We start from the raw sequence: 15,938 nt of genomic DNA, 5'->3' as shown, positions 1-15,938 counted from the left end.
TTCCGTTTCACTGCGACCGCAGACGCAGCGCGCGCAGGGTCAGGCCCGGCAGGATCGCGGCACAGCGTGCGTAGCGGGCCACGAGACGCGAGGGATCGCCCAGCATCCGCCAGAGCCATTCCATCGCCAGCCGCCGCACCCAGCGCGGCGCGCGTTTTTGCGTTCCGGCCAGAAAGTCGAGCCCCGCCCCGATCGAGGCAAAGCCGACATGCGGCACCTCGCGGCGTCCGCGCGCGGCAAGGAGTTCCTGTTTCGGTGCGCCAAGGGCGATAAAGCAAAGGCCCGCGCCAGAGACGGCGACACTTCCCAAGGCCTCCAGCGCCTCCTCGCCCTCGGGGTCGAAGCCAAAGGGCGGAGCCTGTTGCAGCGCGACCCTGAGGTCCGGGACCATCGCGCGCAGCGCCGCGGCGGCGTGGTCGAGCGCCTCTGGCGTGCTTCCCAGAAGGGCGACGGACACGCCCTCGCGCGCCGCGATCTGCGCCAGCGGCACCACCAGATCGGAACCGGGCAGCAGAGAGACCGGCCGCCCGGCCAGACGCGAGAGCCAGACAATCGGGTTGCCGTCGGCCACCACAAAATCCTGCGCGGCATAGGCGCGCGCGAACTCGGGACTGTTCAGTTTCGTCAGGTGGTCGAGATTGAGCGTGGCCAGCGCGAAGCCCCGGTTGTCGCGCAAACGCTCGACCACCGCGCGCACGAGCGCGGCCTTGTCGGGAATGTTGACCGTGACGTCGGCAGTGCCGATGGTGAATTGCACGGATGGGGTCTCCGGTCAGGGTGGTGTTCTGCGGATACCATATCGCGGCTTCCGGCGCTTGCCAGCCCCGCAGTGCGCCGCCACCGGGATCGGGTTGAAATGGCAACAGCGGCGGCGGGCCGGGGCAAACAACTGGAATCGCGGGGCGGGTGCGGTATAGTCGGCCCCGAAACCGCCGGCCGGGGGCTTGGCGATCTGCTTGACTTCGGGTCGGAGGCGCAGGCAAACGGGTTCGGCACGAAGGTGAGGTGAGATGCGGGCGGTCTCGATCATTGGCTGCGGCTTTGTCGCCGATCTCTACATGCGGTCTCTGGCGCTCTATCCCGATGTCGAGATCGGTCTGGCGCACGACCGCGATCCGGATCGGCTGGCGGCGTTTTGCAAGTATTGGGATGTGCCGGGCGAGCCGTCGCTCAATGCGTTTCTGGATGCCTTGCCGAAGGGGGCGCTGATCCTGAACCTGACCAATCCGCATTCCCATCCCGAAGTCACGCGCGCCTGCCTGAAGGCGGGGCACCATGTCTATTCGGAAAAGCCGCTTGCGATGACCATGAAAGAGGCGCGGGAACTTCACGCGCGGGCCGCGGACGCGGGGCTGATGCTGGCCTCCGCGCCTTGCAGCCTTCTGGGGGAGGCGGCGCAGACATTGGGCCGGGCGCTGCGCGACGAAGTTGTCGGGGTGCCAAGGCTGATCTATGCGGAACTGGACGACGGGTTCGTCCCGCAGGCCCCCTTTGCCGGATGGCGGAGCGAATCGGGTGCGCCCTGGCCCGCGGCGGACGAGTTTCGCGTGGGCTGCACGATGGAACACGCGGGCTACTACCTGAGTTGGCTGATCGGATTTTTCGGGCCGGTGCGGCGGGTCGTGGCCGCCTCTGCCGAGGTGCTGCCGGACAAGATGCCCGGTGGCGCCGGCACGCCGGATGTCTCGGTCGCGGTTCTGTTTTTCGAAAGCGGACCGGTGGCGCGGCTGACCTGTTCCATCGTGGCGCCGCACGATCACCGCATCCGGGTGATCGGGGATGGCGGCGTGCTTGAGGTCAGGCGTGCGTGGGATAACACCGCGCCGGTGCGGTTTCACCGCCGGCTGCGGATCCGGCGCCGGTTGCTGGAACATCCCATCGGGCGGCGCATCCGTCTTTCCGGCCCGACCCATCCCAGGGTTAGCCGGCGCGGGGCGGCGGCGATGAACTTCGCGCTTGGTCCGGTGGAGATGCTCGATGCGCTCGATCAGGGCCGGCCCGCACGCCTGTCGGCGGATTTCGCGCTGCATCTCAACGAGGTGACGCTGGCGATCCAGACTGCGGGCGATGCGGGCGGCGCGCAGGACATGACCACGCGTTGCGAGCCGGTGGCGCCGATGGAGTGGGCGCGATGACCGGGCCGGTCGTGATCACCGGGGCCGCCGGTTTCATCGGCCGCCATACCGTGAAGGCGGCGCGGGAGGCGGGGCTTTCGGTGCGCGCGGTCGTGCGGCGGGCTGCCACGGCACCGGAGGGATGGGCCGCAGAGGACGGGATCGAGGTGTTCGAGGCGGACCTGACGAAGCAGCCCGACCTCACGGCGGTTTTCGCGGGGGCCGAGGCGGTGATCCATGCGGCGGCGCGCATGACCGGGCGCGCGCAGGAACAATGCGGCGACACGCTGGCCGTGAGCGAAGCGGTGCTTGGCGCGGTGCTGGCCGCGCAGGTGAAGCGCGTGGTGCTTGTCGGTTCGATTACGGTCCATGATGTCACGGCGCTGGCGGATTTCGACAGGTTGAGCGAGGCGACCCCGCTCGAGTGTGATCCGGCGCGGCGCGATGGCTATGCGGCGGCGAAGCTGGCGCAGGAGGAGCTGTTTCAGGCAACGGCGCAGATGGGGGAGTTTTCGCTGTCGGTGTTACGGCCCGGTGCGGTTTACGGGCCCGGACGGCTTGGCAATGCGCATCTGGGGCCGGGGCTGGGCTCGCTTCTTCTGCTGCTCGATGGCGGGGGGGAGATTCCGCTGTGCCAGGTGACGCTCTGCGCCGAGGCGCTGGTCCGCGCGGCGCAGGCGCCCGAAGGGGTGGGCGAGATCAACCTGATCGACGACGATCTGCCGGATCGGCGCCGGTTCGTGGCGGCGCTGCGTGCCAGCGGCTGGCCGCGCAGAGTGTTGCGCCTGCCGTTGGGGCCGGTGCGGCTGGCGGCGTGGATCACGCCCAATGGCGGCTTTATGCCGGGACTGTTGCGGCGTAAGGTGCTTGAGGCGCGGCACAAGCCGCTGCGATACGACAACGCGCGGATGCACAATCGCCTTGGCCCGGTCACAATGCCGCCCTTCGAGGAGGCTATGGCCCGTGCCATTGCGGCTGAGCGGGACGAGACCAAGTGACGGGCCAGGAAAAGCCAGCCATCGCCTATCTGACCGGCGAATACCCGCGCGCGACCGACACCTTCATTCAGCGGGAGGTGGCCGTGCTGCGCGCGCTGGGACATGTGGTCCATACCTGTTCCATCCGCCGCACCGGGGCGGAGCATCTGGTGGGCGACGAGCAGAGGCAAGAGGCCGGGGGCACCTTTTACGTGCTGGCCGCCGCGCGGGCGCCGCTGCACCTTCTGGCCTGCCATGTCGGGGCGCTGGGGCGGGCGCCGGGGCTGTATCTCCGGGCGCTTCGACTGGCGTGGCACACCCGGCAGGCGGGGCTGCGCGGGATGCTCTATCAGCTTTTCTATTTCGCCGAGGCCGGGGTGCTGGCGGCGCATCTGCGGCGCAAGCGGGTGCGTTTGCTGCACAATCACATTGCCAAGTCGAGCTGCACGGTCGCGATGCTTGCTTCCGAGATGTCGGGCGTCCCCTACAGCTTTACCCTGCATGGGCCGGACATCTTCTTCGCGCCCGAGCACTGGCGGCTTGACGCCAAGATCGCCCGCGCGCGTTTCGTGGCCTGCATCAGCCATTTCGCGCGCTCTCAGGCGATGGTGTTTTCGGATCAGGCGCATTGGCGCAAACTGCATATCGTGCATTGCGGGGTGGAGCCTGAGCGGTATGCCGGGCAGGCGGGCGGCGCGGGCCGGAACCTTGTGTTTGTCGGGCGGCTGGCGGCGGTCAAGGGGATCGCGGTGCTGCTGGAGGCCCTTGCCACGTTGCGAGAGAGCCACCCCGATCTGCATCTGACGCTGATCGGGGACGGGCCGGAGCGAGTGGCGCTGGAGGGCCGGGCGCGGCAGCTTGGAGTAAAGGGCTGCGTGACGTTCGCCGGTTACAGGTCGCAGGACGAGGTGGCCGGCACCCTGCGGGGCAGCGATCTTCTGGTGTTGCCGAGCTTTGCCGAAGGAGTGCCTGTGGTGCTGATGGAGGCGATGGCGGCGGGGTTGCCGGTGGTGGCAACGCAAGTTGCGGGCGTGTCCGAACTGGTCGAGGACGGGGTGAGCGGGCGGCTTGTGCCGCCGGGCGACGCCGGGGCGCTGGCGGATGCGATCGACACGATCCTGCGTGACCCGGAGGAGGCTGTGCGCTTGGGGCAAGCCGGACGCGCCAAGGTGCAGGCGGAGTTCACGGTCAAGGCCGAGGCGGCGTGGCTTTCGCGGCTCATGACAGGCTATCTTGAGGGGGAGGCGCCCGATACCCTGCGCCCTGAAGGCAAGCCATGATCGGTGTGGTGGTGATTGGCCGCAACGAGGGCGCGCGGCTTCTGGCCTGCCTTGTCTCCCTCAAGGGGCAGGCGGACCGGATCGTTTATGTCGATAGCGGATCGCGCGATGGCAGCGTTGCGGCCGCGCACGAGGCCGGCGCCGAGGTGGTGGAGCTTGATCCTGCCCTCCCGTTTACTGCCGCGCGGGCGCGGCAGGCGGGGTTCGAGGCGCTGATGGCGGGGATGCCCCCGGAGGCAGTGCAATTCGTGGATGGCGATTGCACGGTGGAGCCGGGCTGGCTTCCGGCTGCGCGGGCGGCGCTCAACGCGGATGAAACACTGGGCCTTGTTACCGGCTGGCGGTCGGAGATTCACCCTGAGATCAGCGTCTACAACCGGATGTGCGATGTGGAATGGCACCGCCCTGCCGGCCCCATCGAGACCTGCGGCGGTGACATGATGGTGCGCGTGCGTGCCTACCGGCAGGCGGGTGGTTTCGATCCCGGCCTGATAGCATCGGAAGACGATGAATTCTGCCTGCGACTGGCCAAGGCGGGCTGGCGGCTGGAGCGCCTTCCGCGTGTCATGACTCGGCACGACATCGCGATGACCCGTTTCAGCGAATGGTGGCGGCGGCTGGTGCGGGCCGGTCACGGGATCGCCCAGGTGGGGCACATGCATCCCCCCCGGTTCGCAAGAGAGCGGCGGCGTGCCCTAGTGTTCGGGTTCATCCTGCCGCTTGTGGCGCTTCTGGGATTGGTCACGACGTTGTGGCTATCGCTTGCGGTCGTTCTGATCTACCTGTTGTCCTATGTGCGCACCGTGCGCGGGTTGTGTGTGACCGAGGGGCTGCCCCTGCGCGAGGCGCTCCACCAGTCCGTGTTCCTCAGCCTGTCGAAATTTCCAAACCTGATCGGCATGGCCCTGTTTCACTGGCGTCGTTTGCGCGGGAAATCCATGCGAATTATCGAATACAAATGACAAGGGGCATGTTGACGAAAGGCGCAGGTCCGGCGCTTTGACGGAAATTCCCCGGGCCTGCCATGATTTGACCGGAATTCGGGCATAGCCCGCAGGTAAACAGAGCAAAACCAGAGCCTTGCATCCGCAGGGTCCAAACGGTGAGAGAGATGACACAGGACGGCAAGACAGACACGGCGAATCTGCCCGTGGCATTGGAGGCGGAGGAGATCTGGACCGCGCTTGAGCCGGTGCAGTTGAGCTCTGAGCAGCTTGCCCGTAACCGGGTGGTGAGCGCGTCCCGCCACGATCCGGCGCATATGTCTTTCGACATGCTGCGCACCCGGCTTCTTCTGGCCATGCGTGAGCGTGGATGGAGCCGGATCGCGGTCAGCTCTCCGACGGAGGGGTGCGGCAAGACCTTTGTGGCGGCCAATCTTGCCGTGGCGCTGGCGCGGCGCGAAAGCTGCCGGACGGTGCTGATGGACATGGACCTGCGCACCCCCGGACTGGCGCGGATGCTGGGGGTGTCGCATCCCGGCTCGATCGCTGAATATCTTTCCGGGCATATCGCGCCGGAGGACTTTCTGCTGCGTGCGGGGCCGGGATTTGCGCTGGCGTTGAATGATATGTCAGTTCGCAATGCCTCCGAGCTTCTGGCGGAAACCATGACGTCGGACGTTCTGGATGAAATGCAGGACCTGTTGATGCCGGAGATGGTGATTTTCGATCTGCCCTCTGTGCTTGAAAACGATGACATGATCGCGTTTCTTCCCAATGTCGACGGGGTGTTGCTGGTTGCGGCGGGCGGCATCACCAGCGCCGATGAGGTGCTCGATGCGGAGCGCGCACTGGGCGAAGCGACGCCGCTTCTGGGCGTGGTGTTCAATCGCGCCGAGGGCGAAATATCCTACTGACTGGGATCATGAACGGCTCGATCCGTCGTTGAACCGGGCTCGAGTCAGAACCACTGTCCCGGCTCCATCAACCCCAGATCGAGAAGCTGGCGCGAGTGCCATTCAAAGGGCACCGAATTGTGCCACTGGAAGCTGTGGATGTCGAACCGGCTGCCGGGATTGTGCTTGAGCGCCTTGGCGGTGCGGAAAGAGCAGACGGCCGCCGTCAGGTTGTTGTGCCACTTGCAACTGTAGGTATTGTATTCCTCGTCATCAAAGGTGAAATCGGGCCGCAGTATCAGGTCTTTGCGCGTGCGAAACAGCGAGATGCGGTCGATCTTGCGGCGGTCAGGGGGCACATGCTCTTCGAACCGCCAGCGCAGCCCGCCAAAGAAATCGAGCTGCCGTTCCTTGGGATAATTTTTGTTACCGGGATCGGGCCGTGCCAGCGCGTAGTACCCCGATCTGTCCATCATCGCATCATCGAGCGACACGGCATCGGGGCAGGTGTCCAGATCGGCGGCATAGAGGTCGATCACGTAGGTGAGCATGGCGTCGCGCCGCTCTTCGCGGTGGAAGGCGATCATTTCCCCGACAGTGCGGGATTCGCAGAAGGGAAAGAAGAGATATTCCGCGTTGAAACAATAGTATAACCAGATGTCCGGAGCGGCCTTGATCACCGCGTTCACCGCCGAGATCACATCCCCGCCGGCCGCGATGTCGAAGCTCACGCGTGTCACCGTGTCGTTCAGGTCGTCGGGCAGGGCGAAGGCGTCGGGCATGAAGGCGATCACCTCTTGAAACCCCAGTTGCCGGTGATGGCGCAGGGTGGTGCTCAGTTCAACGTCATCCTCCGCGAAGACGAGAGCGACCGGCCCCTTGGCGAAATGTCCCCTGCCGGATTTCGTTAACGCTGCCAGAGACTTGTAATGCATATCCGGATTCCGCTCCTGTTTTGGCGGAGAATCGGCCAATTCCGCCCGCATTGCAAGCCGGCGGCAATATGGTATAGGCAGGCGATCTTCAGGCACGGGCAAACGGGTGTCACATGACCGCGACGAAAAAGCTCTATATCAAGACATACGGCTGCCAGATGAACGTCTATGACAGTGAGCGCATGTCAGAGGCATTGGGCGGAGCAGGATACGAGACGACCGACAGCCCCGATGGCGCGGACATGATCCTGCTCAACACCTGCCACATCCGCGAGAAGGCCGCCGAAAAGGTCTATTCCGAACTGGGCCGGTTCAAGAGGCTGAAGGCCGAAAACCCCGAACTCAAGATCGGCGTGGCGGGCTGTGTTGCACAGGCCGAAGGCGAAGAAATCATGCGTCGTCAACCGCTTGTCGATCTTGTCGTGGGACCGCAGAGCTATCACCGCCTGCCCGAGATGGAAGCGCGGACCCGTGGCGGGGAACGGGCGATCGACACCGATTTTCCCGAAGAGGACAAGTTCGAGAAACTCAGATCCCGTCCCAAGGCGCGGCGCGGCCCGGCGGCGTTCCTGACGGTACAGGAGGGCTGCGACAAGTTCTGCGCCTTCTGCGTCGTGCCCTATACCCGCGGCGCGGAAATGAGCCGCCCCGTCGATCGTGTGATGAGCGAAGCGCGCGATCTGGTGGAGCGCGGGGTGCGCGAGGTCACGCTTCTGGGCCAGAACGTCAACGCCTATCACGGGCAGGGGCCGACCGGGGAGTATTCCCTGGCCCGCCTGATCCGGACGCTGAGCGACATCGACGGGCTGGAGCGGATTCGTTTTACCACCAGCCACCCCAACGACATGACCGACGACCTGATCGCGGCGCATGGCGAATGCGAGAAACTCATGCCCTACCTGCATTTGCCGGTGCAGTCGGGCAGCGACCGGATTCTCAAGCGGATGAACCGCAGCCACACCGCCGAAAGCTATCTGCGCCTGATCGAGCGCATTCGCGCCGCACGTCCCGACATCCTGATTTCGGGCGATTTCATCGTCGGATTTCCCGAAGAGACCGACGCGGATTTTCAGGCCACGATGGATCTGATCGAAGCGGTGCATTACGGGCAGGCGTTTTCCTTCAAATACTCCACCCGTCCCGGCACCCCGGCCGCGGAGCGCGCGCAGGTTGATCCGGACGTGGCCACGGATCGGCTGCACCGCCTTCAGGCCCTGATTTCCAGGCAGCAGCGCGCGGTGCAGGACTCGATGGTGGGACGCGAGGTCAGCGTGTTATTTGAAAAACCCGGTCGCCTGCCGGGGCAAATGGTAGGCAAATCCGATCACCTTCATGCGGTGCATGTCGCCGATTCCAATGCGTCGGTCGGGGAGATCTCGCGGGTTCGCATCGAGGACAGCGGCCCCAATTCACTGGCCGGGGTGATACTTTGACCTGCGACACCGCTGGAAACAATGCCGCCACATTATCGGTATTGGTGCGTATTTGTGGGCAATGGGAAGATATGCGCGCCCTTTGACTGCGTGAGCCGCAAAAACAGTGAGCTCCGACCACCAGATATCGTGAAATTATCTTCACATGACCCGCTTTTTTGTTAGACTGCGGGCCATTAGGGAACTGAACGGGCTTGGCTCGTCGCTGCCGTTCCCGGGGGGATAACAAAGGATATAGCTGTGGCGAATAAGAGTATTTCGACTGTTCGGGCTGTGCTCGGGGGGGCTGCTGCCGTGCTGATTGCACTGGCCACCCTGGCACAGCCTGCATTTGCAGATCAACGCACCGTTCGGGGCGAAAGATACGTGCCCACGATCTGGGTCGATCCCGATGGGTGCGAACATTGGGTAATGGATGACGGCGTCGAGGGGTACATGAGCCCTCATGTCAACCGACAGGGCATTCCGGTCTGCCGCCGGGGGAATGTCTGCGGTGTGATGAACACCGATCAGTTTTTCGCGACCGACAAGTATAACATCAGCCGTTCCGGTCAGGAGCGGCTGCGCCGGTTCTTCAGCGAAGCCAGCGCAACCGCATTCGTGATCGCCGGTCACACCGATGCGCGCGCCAGTGATGCCTATAACATGCGGCTGAGCTACAATCGCGCGAATGCCGTCGCCAAGGTCGCGGCCAGCACAGGGGCCCGGGTTGTCGATGTGCGCGGCTACGGGGAGCGGATGCCACGGGCGACGAACAGCACGGCCGCCGGCATGGCAGAGAATCGCCGCGTCGAAATCATCTGTATCCGGTAAAGGGGATCGTTCATGAAACTGCTCAAGGGAATAATCCTCGTCGGACTGGTCGCGTCGGTTTCGGGCTGTATGGGAAACAAGGTCGACAAGACCGTGGACCGCGGCTTCGACAGCAAGCATCTCAGCCAGTTGAAGGCCGGGATCTGGGTCGATCCGAACGGGTGCGATCACTGGATCATCGATGACGGGGTTGAGGGGTATCTCAGCCAGCGCCTCGACAAATACGGCAAGCCTGTCTGTTCGGGTGTGGCCCCCCCGGGTGTGGCCACCGGCCCGTTCAAGAAAGGCTCCGCCTTCCCGGATCCGATCTGATTTCGGGGTCGAAAACGGAAAAGATGGCCGCATGGTTTCGCATGCGGCCATTTTTGTAACGCTTTGTTGAATTTTACTCTGCACTGCTTGCGCAGGGGGCTACAAGTTGGCACGATCAAGTGACAACTTTCGCTCGCAGGAGACTTGTTTGGCCATAGGCGCCCTGACCCCACCGCCCCCTTCCGAAAACCCGGCCGAGTCGCTGGTCGAATTTCCGGACAACCGTCTTCTCATTGACCTTTGCGGTGAATACGACCGCAACCTCGCTGAAATTGAACAGAAACTCGGGGTGCAGATTCTGCGCCGCGGCAATCTTCTTGCCATCCACGGCGAGGAGGCGGCGCAGAAAGAGGCCGTCGAGGTCCTTGGCGCGCTCTACCAAAGGCTCGAATCGGGGCGTGACGTGGGCCAGGGCGACATCGACCGTGAGATCCGCATGGGCGGGGGAGAGACGGAAACCGGAACCCGCGATGGCGATCAGCTTGAAATGTTCAGGGGCGGCCCGGTCGAGATCAAGACCCGCAAGAAACTGGTGGAGCCGCGCACCGAGGCGCAGAAAGCCTATGTGCTCAATCTGTTTCAGAACGAAATGGCCTTCGGGATCGGACCGGCGGGCACGGGCAAGACATATCTTGCCGTTGCGGTGGGGGTTTCGATGTTCATCGGCGGGCATGTGGACAAGATCATCCTGTCGCGTCCGGCGGTCGAGGCGGGGGAAAAGCTCGGCTATCTGCCCGGGGACATGAAGGAAAAAGTCGATCCCTACATGCAGCCGCTTTATGATGCGCTGAATGATTTCCTGCCGGGCAAGCAGCTCGCCAAGCTGATGGAGGAAAAGCGGATCGAGATCGCGCCGCTGGCCTTCATGCGCGGACGGACGCTGTCGAATGCCTTCGTGGTGCTCGACGAGGCGCAGAATGCCACCACGATGCAGATGAAGATGTTCCTGACCCGGTTGGGCGAAGGCTCGCGCATGGTGATCACCGGCGACCGGACACAGATCGACCTGCCGCGCGGAATGCATTCCGGTTTGGCTGACGCCGAACGGTTGCTCTCGGGGATCGACCGGATCAGCTTCAACTACTTCTCGGCCTCCGACGTGGTGCGTCACCCTCTGGTCGCCGCGATCATCCGGGCGTATGACGCCGATATGGAAAAGAGCTGACGATCCTTTCTTTGTTCTGGAAATACTCACGGGGGTCCGGGGGTGGTAAACCCCCGGCTGTCAGGGCGCATGCTGACCGAGATCGTATATGAAGAGTCCCGCTGGCAGGAGATCGGCCTTGAGCGTATCGCCGAATCCGCCGCGCGAGCCACCCTCTCCCACCTCGGGTTGGGCGTAGGCGACTATCAGATCGGCCTTCTGGCGTGTGATGACACCCGGATTGCCACGCTGAACGCCGAATTTCGCGGCAAGGCCTCGGCCACCAACGTGCTGAGTTGGCCGTCCGAAGAGCGCGCCCCCGAGGTGCCGGGAGCAGTGCCCGCCCCCCCGGTGCCGATGATCCCGGGTGAGCCGGAGGAGCTGGGCGATATTGCGATCGCCTGGGACACCTGCGCCCGGGAGGCCCGCGACGCGGGCAGGCCGATGGCCGATCATGTCACCCATCTGATCGTGCACGGTGTGCTTCATCTTCTGGGATATGACCATCTGCGTGACCCGGATGCCACTTTAATGGAAGGGTTGGAGGCAGAGATACTTGGCAAACTGGGGGTGCCTGACCCATATAGGGACTAGTCGGGGAACATCCCCTTTGTTGGAAAGGTAAAATGGGCGACAGTACGGACGGCTCTTCTAACGCGGCGCATAGCGCGCAGCCCGAAGACCAGACAGACAACGGCGGCGGGTTCTTACGCCGCTTTTTCGATTCCTTCTCGACCTCAGAGGACGACGAGGATTCTGACGGCAAGACCACAGAACGCGTCGCCTTGACGTCGCACGGCATGATAAACCTGCGCCGGATGCGGGTGGAGGACGTGGCCATTCCCAAGGCCGATATCGTTGCGGTTCCGGTCTCGATCACCCAGACCGATCTGGTCAAGGTCTTCCGCGACAGCGGCCTGAGCCGCCTGCCGGTTTACGAGGGGACGCTCGACACGCCCATCGGCATGATCCACCTCAAGGATCTCGCGCTCAAGCACGGGTTCAACGGCGCCGCGCAAGAGGCTTTCGCGCTCGATCAGATGTTGCGCCCGCTTCTCTTCGTGCCACCGTCCATGCCCATAGGCGTTCTGCTCACCAAGATGCAGACAGAGCGGCGCCACATGGCGCTGGTTATCGACGAATACGGCGGGGTCGACGGGCTCCTCACGATCGAAGATCTGATCGAACAGGTGATCGGCGAGATCGAGGATGAACATGATGTCGATGAGGACCAGTTCTGGAACCTCGAAAAGTCCGGGTGCTATATGGCATTGGCCAAGACCCCGCTGGAGGACTTCGAGGCCGAGATCGGATTCGATCTTTCGGCGACGGACGAGGTGGACCCCGAGGAAATCGACACACTGGGTGGCCTTGTCTTCATGCTCGCGGGGCATGTCCCGGCACGCGGGGAGGTGGTCCCGCATCCGGCAGGACTGGAGTTCGAGGTGATCGACGCCGACCCGCGCCGGATCAAACGGCTGCGCGTGCGCCTGCCCGAAGCCCAAGACAACGCTCTTCATGACTGACCCCGGCGCGCGCGCCGGGGCTCTGCCCCTTTTTATGTCGGCAGGGGCGGGTGCCTTCGCGGCGCTGGGGCAGGCGCCGGTCTCGCTCTCGCCTTTCACGCTCATGGGGCTGGTTCTCGCGGTTCATCTCTTCGCCGGGACGCCGAGCCCGCGCCGGGCCGCGCTGATCGGCTGGGCCTTCGGCGCGGGGTATTTCGCACTGGCCCTGAACTGGATCGTTGAGCCGTTCCTTGTCGACGTGCCGCGCCACGGCTGGATGGCGCCCTTTGCCCTCGTGTTCATGGCCGGAGGACTTGCGCTGTTCTGGGGTCTGGCATTCGGTCTTGCCCGCTGGCTGAGCCGGGCCGCATGGCCGCTGATACCGACCCTTGCGGGAGCAGAGATCCTGCGCGCGAAGCTTTTTACCGGCTTTCCCTGGGCGATGCCGTCGCAGGTGCTGGTCGATGGGGCCGCCGGGCAACTCGCCGCCTTTCTCGGCCCGCACGGGCTCAACCTCCTGCTCTTTTTCGCGGCTTGGGCCATTGCACGCGCGCCCCGTCTCGGGGCCTACGCGCTCGCACTTGGGGTGGTCGTGGCGATGCTCTGGCCGTTGCCTCCCGCGATGTCCCCCGATGAGGACCGCCCGCTGATCCGGCTAGTGCAGCCCAATGCGCCGCAGCACCTCAAATGGGATCCTGACCACGCGCCGCGCTTTCTTGCCCGCGCGCTGGAATCGACGCGCCCCGGTGCCCAGCCCCCCGATCTGGTGATCTGGCCCGAAACATCCGTCCCGTCAGAGCTTTCAGCCGCCGGGGAGACGCTGGCGCGGATTGCGGAGGCAGCGGGCGGCGTGCCGGTCGTGCTCGGCCTTCAGCGCGGCGAGGGGTATCGCTACTACAACTCGGCCATTCTTCTGGGTGCGCAGGGACAGATCGCGGATACCTATGACAAGCATCATCTGGTGCCGTTCGGTGAATACATGCCCTTTGGCGGCCTGATGTCGCGCCTAGGCCTTTATGGGCTCGCCGCGGACGAGGGGTTCGGTTTCTCGCCGGGGCCGGGGCCGCGGCTGATGGATCTGGGCGAGCTGGGCACGGCGTTGCCGCTGATCTGCTACGAGGTGGTGTTTCCCCGCGATGTGCGCGGCGCGCCGGAGCGCCCCGAGTTTCTCATGCAACTGACCAATGACGCGTGGTTCGGGCGGTTCTCGGGGCCCTACCAGCATCTCGCGCAGGCCCGGATGCGCGCCATCGAACAGGGGCTGCCTTTGGTGCGGGCGGCCAATACCGGGGTGTCGGCGGTGATCGACGCGCGCGGCCGTATCCTGACCTCGCTGGATCTGGGCGAGGGGGGACATGTCGAGGCGCGGCTGCCCGTCCCGCATGCACCGACGCTCTATGCCCGTGTCGGGGATCTGCCGCTGAGTATTGTGTTGCTTCTGCTGCATCTTGCGCTGATCGCGCGCCGCTTTGCCAAAAGCGATTGACCCTTTCCACATTGCACCGTAACTGACGTCGAATTGATCCGTCACAACGGCTTCCTGGCGTGGCGGGGAATAACCCAACGGAGCACTTTCATGTCACGACAGAACTATGTTTTCACTTCCGAGAGCGTCTCGGAGGGGCATCCCGACAAGGTGTGCGACCGCATCTCCGATGCTGTTCTCGACGCCTTCATTGCCGAGGAGCCCAGGGCGCGTGTTGCCTGCGAAACCTTTGCCACGACCAACCGCGTGGTGATTGGTGGTGAGGTGGGACTGTCTGATCAGAAAAAGCTCGCCGAATACATGGGGCGGATCGAGGGGATCGCGCGCGAGTGCATCCGCGATATCGGCTATGAGCAGGAAAAATTCCACCATGAGACGGTGGAGATCACCAACCTGCTGCACGAGCAATCCGCCCATATCGCACAGGGCGTTACCGGCGATGGCGGCAAGGACGAAGGCGCCGGCGATCAGGGGATCATGTTCGGCTTTGCCACCAATGAAACCGATGCGATGATGCCGGCCCCGATCCAGTTTTCCCACGCTATCCTGCGCCGTCTGGCGGAGGCGCGCAAAAGCGGTGCCGCCCCGATGCTGGGGCCCGACGCCAAGTCCCAGATCACGGTTCAATATGATCGCGGGAAGCCGGTGGGTGTGCATTCTCTGGTGCTCTCGACCCAGCATTTCGATGAAACCCTGACCAGCGCCGACATCCGCGAGATCGTCTCTCCCTATATCGAAGAGGTGCTGCCCGAGGGCTGGCTCAGCGCCGAGACGATCTGGCATGTCAATCCGACCGGGAAATTCGTGATCGGCGGGCCGGATGGCGACGCCGGGCTGACCGGCCGCAAGATCATCGTCGATACCTACGGCGGCGCGGCCCCGCATGGGGGCGGCGCGTTCTCCGGCAAGGACCCGACCAAGGTGGACCGCTCCGCTGCCTATGCCGCGCGCTATCTGGCCAAGAACGTGGTCGCCGCCGGCATGGCCGAACGCTGCACCATCCAGCTCTCCTATGCCATCGGGGTGAGCCAGCCGCTGTCGATCTACGCCGATACTCATGGCACTGGCGAGGTGACGCCGCAGGAGATCGAAAGAGCCATTGCACAGGCGATGGACCTGTCGCCGCGCGGTATCCGCGATCACCTGCAACTCAACAAGCCGATCTATCAGCGCACCGCGGCCTATGGCCATTTCGGGCGCGCGCCCGATGCCGATGGCGGGTTTAGCTGGGAACGCACGGATCTGGCCGAGACACTCAGGAACTCGGTCTGACGCGACCCGGGCGCGGCCCTGAAACGGGCCGCGCCATGGACGCCGGCGCCCATTGATCCCGGCACGTCAAGCCGCTAGGACGCGCGCCATGAGCAAGACAACCCACCCTTCGGGCGCCCCCTGGCGTAATTTCTATGGCCGGTTCAGGGGCAAGGGCCTGCGCAAGGCGCAGGAGGCGTATCTGAACGAAGACCTCGCCGCCCTGTCGCTTGGCAAGGTGGATTGGGAGGCGAATCCGGAACGGACCCCGATCAACCTGTCCGCCCTGTTCGGCGGGCGCGACCTCTGGCTTGAGATCGGGTTCGGCGGTGGCGAGCATATGGTGCATCAGGCGGCCCGGAATCCCGGCATCGGCCTGATCGGGTGCGAGCCCTATATCAACGGCGTGGCCATGCTTCTGGGCAAGATCCGCGAGGCGGGGGGCGACAACATCCGCGTTCATCCCGGCGACGTGCGCGATCTTTTCGATGTGCTGCCCGATCAAAGCATCGCGCGCGCCTTTCTGCTCTATCCCGACCCATGGCCGAAAAAGCGGCATCACCGCCGCCGGTTCGTCATGCCCGAATATCTCGAGCCGCTGGCGCGGGTGATGAAGCCCGGGGCGATCTTTCGCGTGGCCACGGATATTCCCGACTACGTTCGCCAGACGCTCGAACAGGTGCCGCGCCACGGGTTCGACTGGCTGGCAGAGAGGCCGGACGACTGGCGCATCCCTTGGGACGACTGGGTGCCGACCCGCTATGAGCAAAAGGCGCTCCGCGAAGGGCGGGTGCCATATTACCTGACGTTTCGCCGGCGCTGACCCTGCCTGCGCGGGGCGGAAAGCTGCT

The 15,938-nt window shown here is 64.4% G+C and carries 17 protein-coding genes and 1 riboswitch; of the genes, 15 read left to right on the top strand and 2 right to left on the bottom strand.

Annotation, left to right across the window (positions count from 1 at the left end):
- Positions 1–7: 7 nt before the first annotated feature.
- On the bottom strand, positions 8–757 hold the full coding sequence (locus tag BMW66_RS05045; RefSeq protein ID WP_093116095.1) for a WecB/TagA/CpsF family glycosyltransferase: 750 nt from the start codon (positions 755–757) through the stop codon (positions 8–10).
- 99 nt (positions 758–856) lie between these two features.
- On the opposite strand from BMW66_RS05045, the gene BMW66_RS20275 reads away from it, so the two are divergent.
- The 6 genes from BMW66_RS20275 to BMW66_RS05020 all read left to right on the top strand — a co-directional run bounded on the left by BMW66_RS20275 (position 857) and on the right by BMW66_RS05020 (position 6,229).
- Positions 857–1,009 (top strand): hypothetical protein, encoded by a 153-nt coding sequence (locus BMW66_RS20275; RefSeq protein WP_175483163.1) that lies wholly within the window; start codon positions 857–859, stop codon positions 1,007–1,009.
- 1 nt (position 1,010) lies between these two features.
- Positions 1,011–2,135 carry a Gfo/Idh/MocA family protein gene (locus BMW66_RS05040; RefSeq protein WP_093116093.1) on the top strand — a complete coding sequence of 375 codons (1,125 nt, stop codon included), beginning with the start codon at positions 1,011–1,013 and terminating at the stop codon, positions 2,133–2,135.
- A complete protein-coding gene (locus BMW66_RS05035) occupies positions 2,132–3,112 on the top strand; it encodes an NAD-dependent epimerase/dehydratase family protein (RefSeq protein ID WP_139196120.1) in 981 nt (326 codons plus the stop codon). The genes BMW66_RS05040 and BMW66_RS05035 overlap by 4 nt, the downstream gene beginning before the upstream one ends.
- Positions 3,109–4,371: a glycosyltransferase gene (locus BMW66_RS05030; RefSeq protein ID WP_093116089.1), complete on the top strand. Its 1,263-nt coding sequence runs from the start codon at positions 3,109–3,111 to the stop codon at positions 4,369–4,371. The genes BMW66_RS05035 and BMW66_RS05030 overlap by 4 nt, the downstream gene beginning before the upstream one ends.
- Entirely contained in the window at positions 4,368–5,333 is a 966-nt protein-coding gene (locus tag BMW66_RS05025; RefSeq protein ID WP_093116087.1) for a glycosyltransferase family 2 protein, read from the top strand. Before BMW66_RS05030 ends, BMW66_RS05025 begins: the two co-directional genes overlap by 4 nt.
- 149 nt (positions 5,334–5,482) lie before the next feature.
- Positions 5,483–6,229, top strand: coding sequence for a CpsD/CapB family tyrosine-protein kinase (locus BMW66_RS05020; protein WP_093116085.1), 747 nt, complete (start codon positions 5,483–5,485; stop codon positions 6,227–6,229).
- A 44-nt stretch (positions 6,230–6,273) separates the two neighbouring features.
- On the opposite strand, the gene BMW66_RS05015 is transcribed toward BMW66_RS05020, so the two are convergent.
- Positions 6,274–7,143: a hypothetical protein gene (locus tag BMW66_RS05015; protein ID WP_093116083.1), complete on the bottom strand. Its 870-nt coding sequence runs from the start codon at positions 7,141–7,143 to the stop codon at positions 6,274–6,276.
- 113 nt (positions 7,144–7,256) lie between these two features.
- On the opposite strand from BMW66_RS05015, the gene miaB reads away from it, so the two are divergent.
- The 9 genes from miaB (at position 7,257) to trmB (ending at position 15,910) form a co-directional block, all read left to right on the top strand.
- Positions 7,257–8,576: a tRNA (N6-isopentenyl adenosine(37)-C2)-methylthiotransferase MiaB gene (miaB, locus tag BMW66_RS05010; RefSeq protein WP_093116081.1), complete on the top strand. Its 1,320-nt coding sequence runs from the start codon at positions 7,257–7,259 to the stop codon at positions 8,574–8,576.
- Positions 8,577–8,849: 273 nt separating this feature from the next.
- Positions 8,850–9,389, top strand: a complete 540-nt coding sequence (locus BMW66_RS05005) for an OmpA family protein (protein WP_425441309.1) — start codon at positions 8,850–8,852, stop codon at positions 9,387–9,389.
- A 12-nt stretch (positions 9,390–9,401) separates the two neighbouring features.
- A complete protein-coding gene (locus BMW66_RS05000) occupies positions 9,402–9,701 on the top strand; it encodes a hypothetical protein (RefSeq protein ID WP_093116076.1) in 300 nt (99 codons plus the stop codon).
- 148 nt (positions 9,702–9,849) lie between these two features.
- Complete coding sequence (locus BMW66_RS04995) at positions 9,850–10,866, top strand: PhoH family protein (RefSeq protein ID WP_093116074.1); 1,017 nt, start codon at positions 9,850–9,852, stop codon at positions 10,864–10,866.
- Positions 10,867–10,935: 69 nt separating this feature from the next.
- Positions 10,936–11,439, top strand: a complete 504-nt coding sequence (gene ybeY, locus BMW66_RS04990; RefSeq protein ID WP_093116072.1) for an rRNA maturation RNase YbeY — start codon at positions 10,936–10,938, stop codon at positions 11,437–11,439.
- 32 nt (positions 11,440–11,471) lie between these two features.
- The gene (locus BMW66_RS04985) at positions 11,472–12,371 is read left to right on the top strand and encodes a hemolysin family protein (RefSeq protein WP_093116070.1); all 900 of its coding nucleotides are present in this window, start codon (positions 11,472–11,474) and stop codon (positions 12,369–12,371) included.
- Positions 12,364–13,836 carry an apolipoprotein N-acyltransferase gene (lnt, locus tag BMW66_RS04980; RefSeq protein ID WP_093116068.1) on the top strand — a complete coding sequence of 491 codons (1,473 nt, stop codon included), beginning with the start codon at positions 12,364–12,366 and terminating at the stop codon, positions 13,834–13,836. Before BMW66_RS04985 ends, lnt begins: the two co-directional genes overlap by 8 nt.
- Before the next feature lie 35 nt (positions 13,837–13,871).
- Positions 13,872–13,921, top strand: a riboswitch (SAM-SAH riboswitch).
- 5 nt (positions 13,922–13,926) lie between these two features.
- Positions 13,927–15,108 carry a methionine adenosyltransferase gene (metK, locus tag BMW66_RS04975; RefSeq protein ID WP_093116066.1) on the top strand — a complete coding sequence of 394 codons (1,182 nt, stop codon included), beginning with the start codon at positions 13,927–13,929 and terminating at the stop codon, positions 15,106–15,108.
- Between the two features lie 88 nt (positions 15,109–15,196).
- On the top strand, positions 15,197–15,910 hold the full coding sequence (trmB, locus tag BMW66_RS04970) for a tRNA (guanine(46)-N(7))-methyltransferase TrmB (protein ID WP_093116064.1): 714 nt from the start codon (positions 15,197–15,199) through the stop codon (positions 15,908–15,910).
- Positions 15,911–15,938: the final 28 nt, after the last annotated feature.

It is taken from the genome of Salinihabitans flavidus (genome assembly GCF_900110425.1).
Classification (GTDB): domain Bacteria; phylum Pseudomonadota; class Alphaproteobacteria; order Rhodobacterales; family Rhodobacteraceae; genus Salinihabitans; species Salinihabitans flavidus.
The sequence above is the reverse complement of the archived record's forward strand: the minus strand, read 5'-3'. Positions and strand labels throughout refer to the sequence as shown.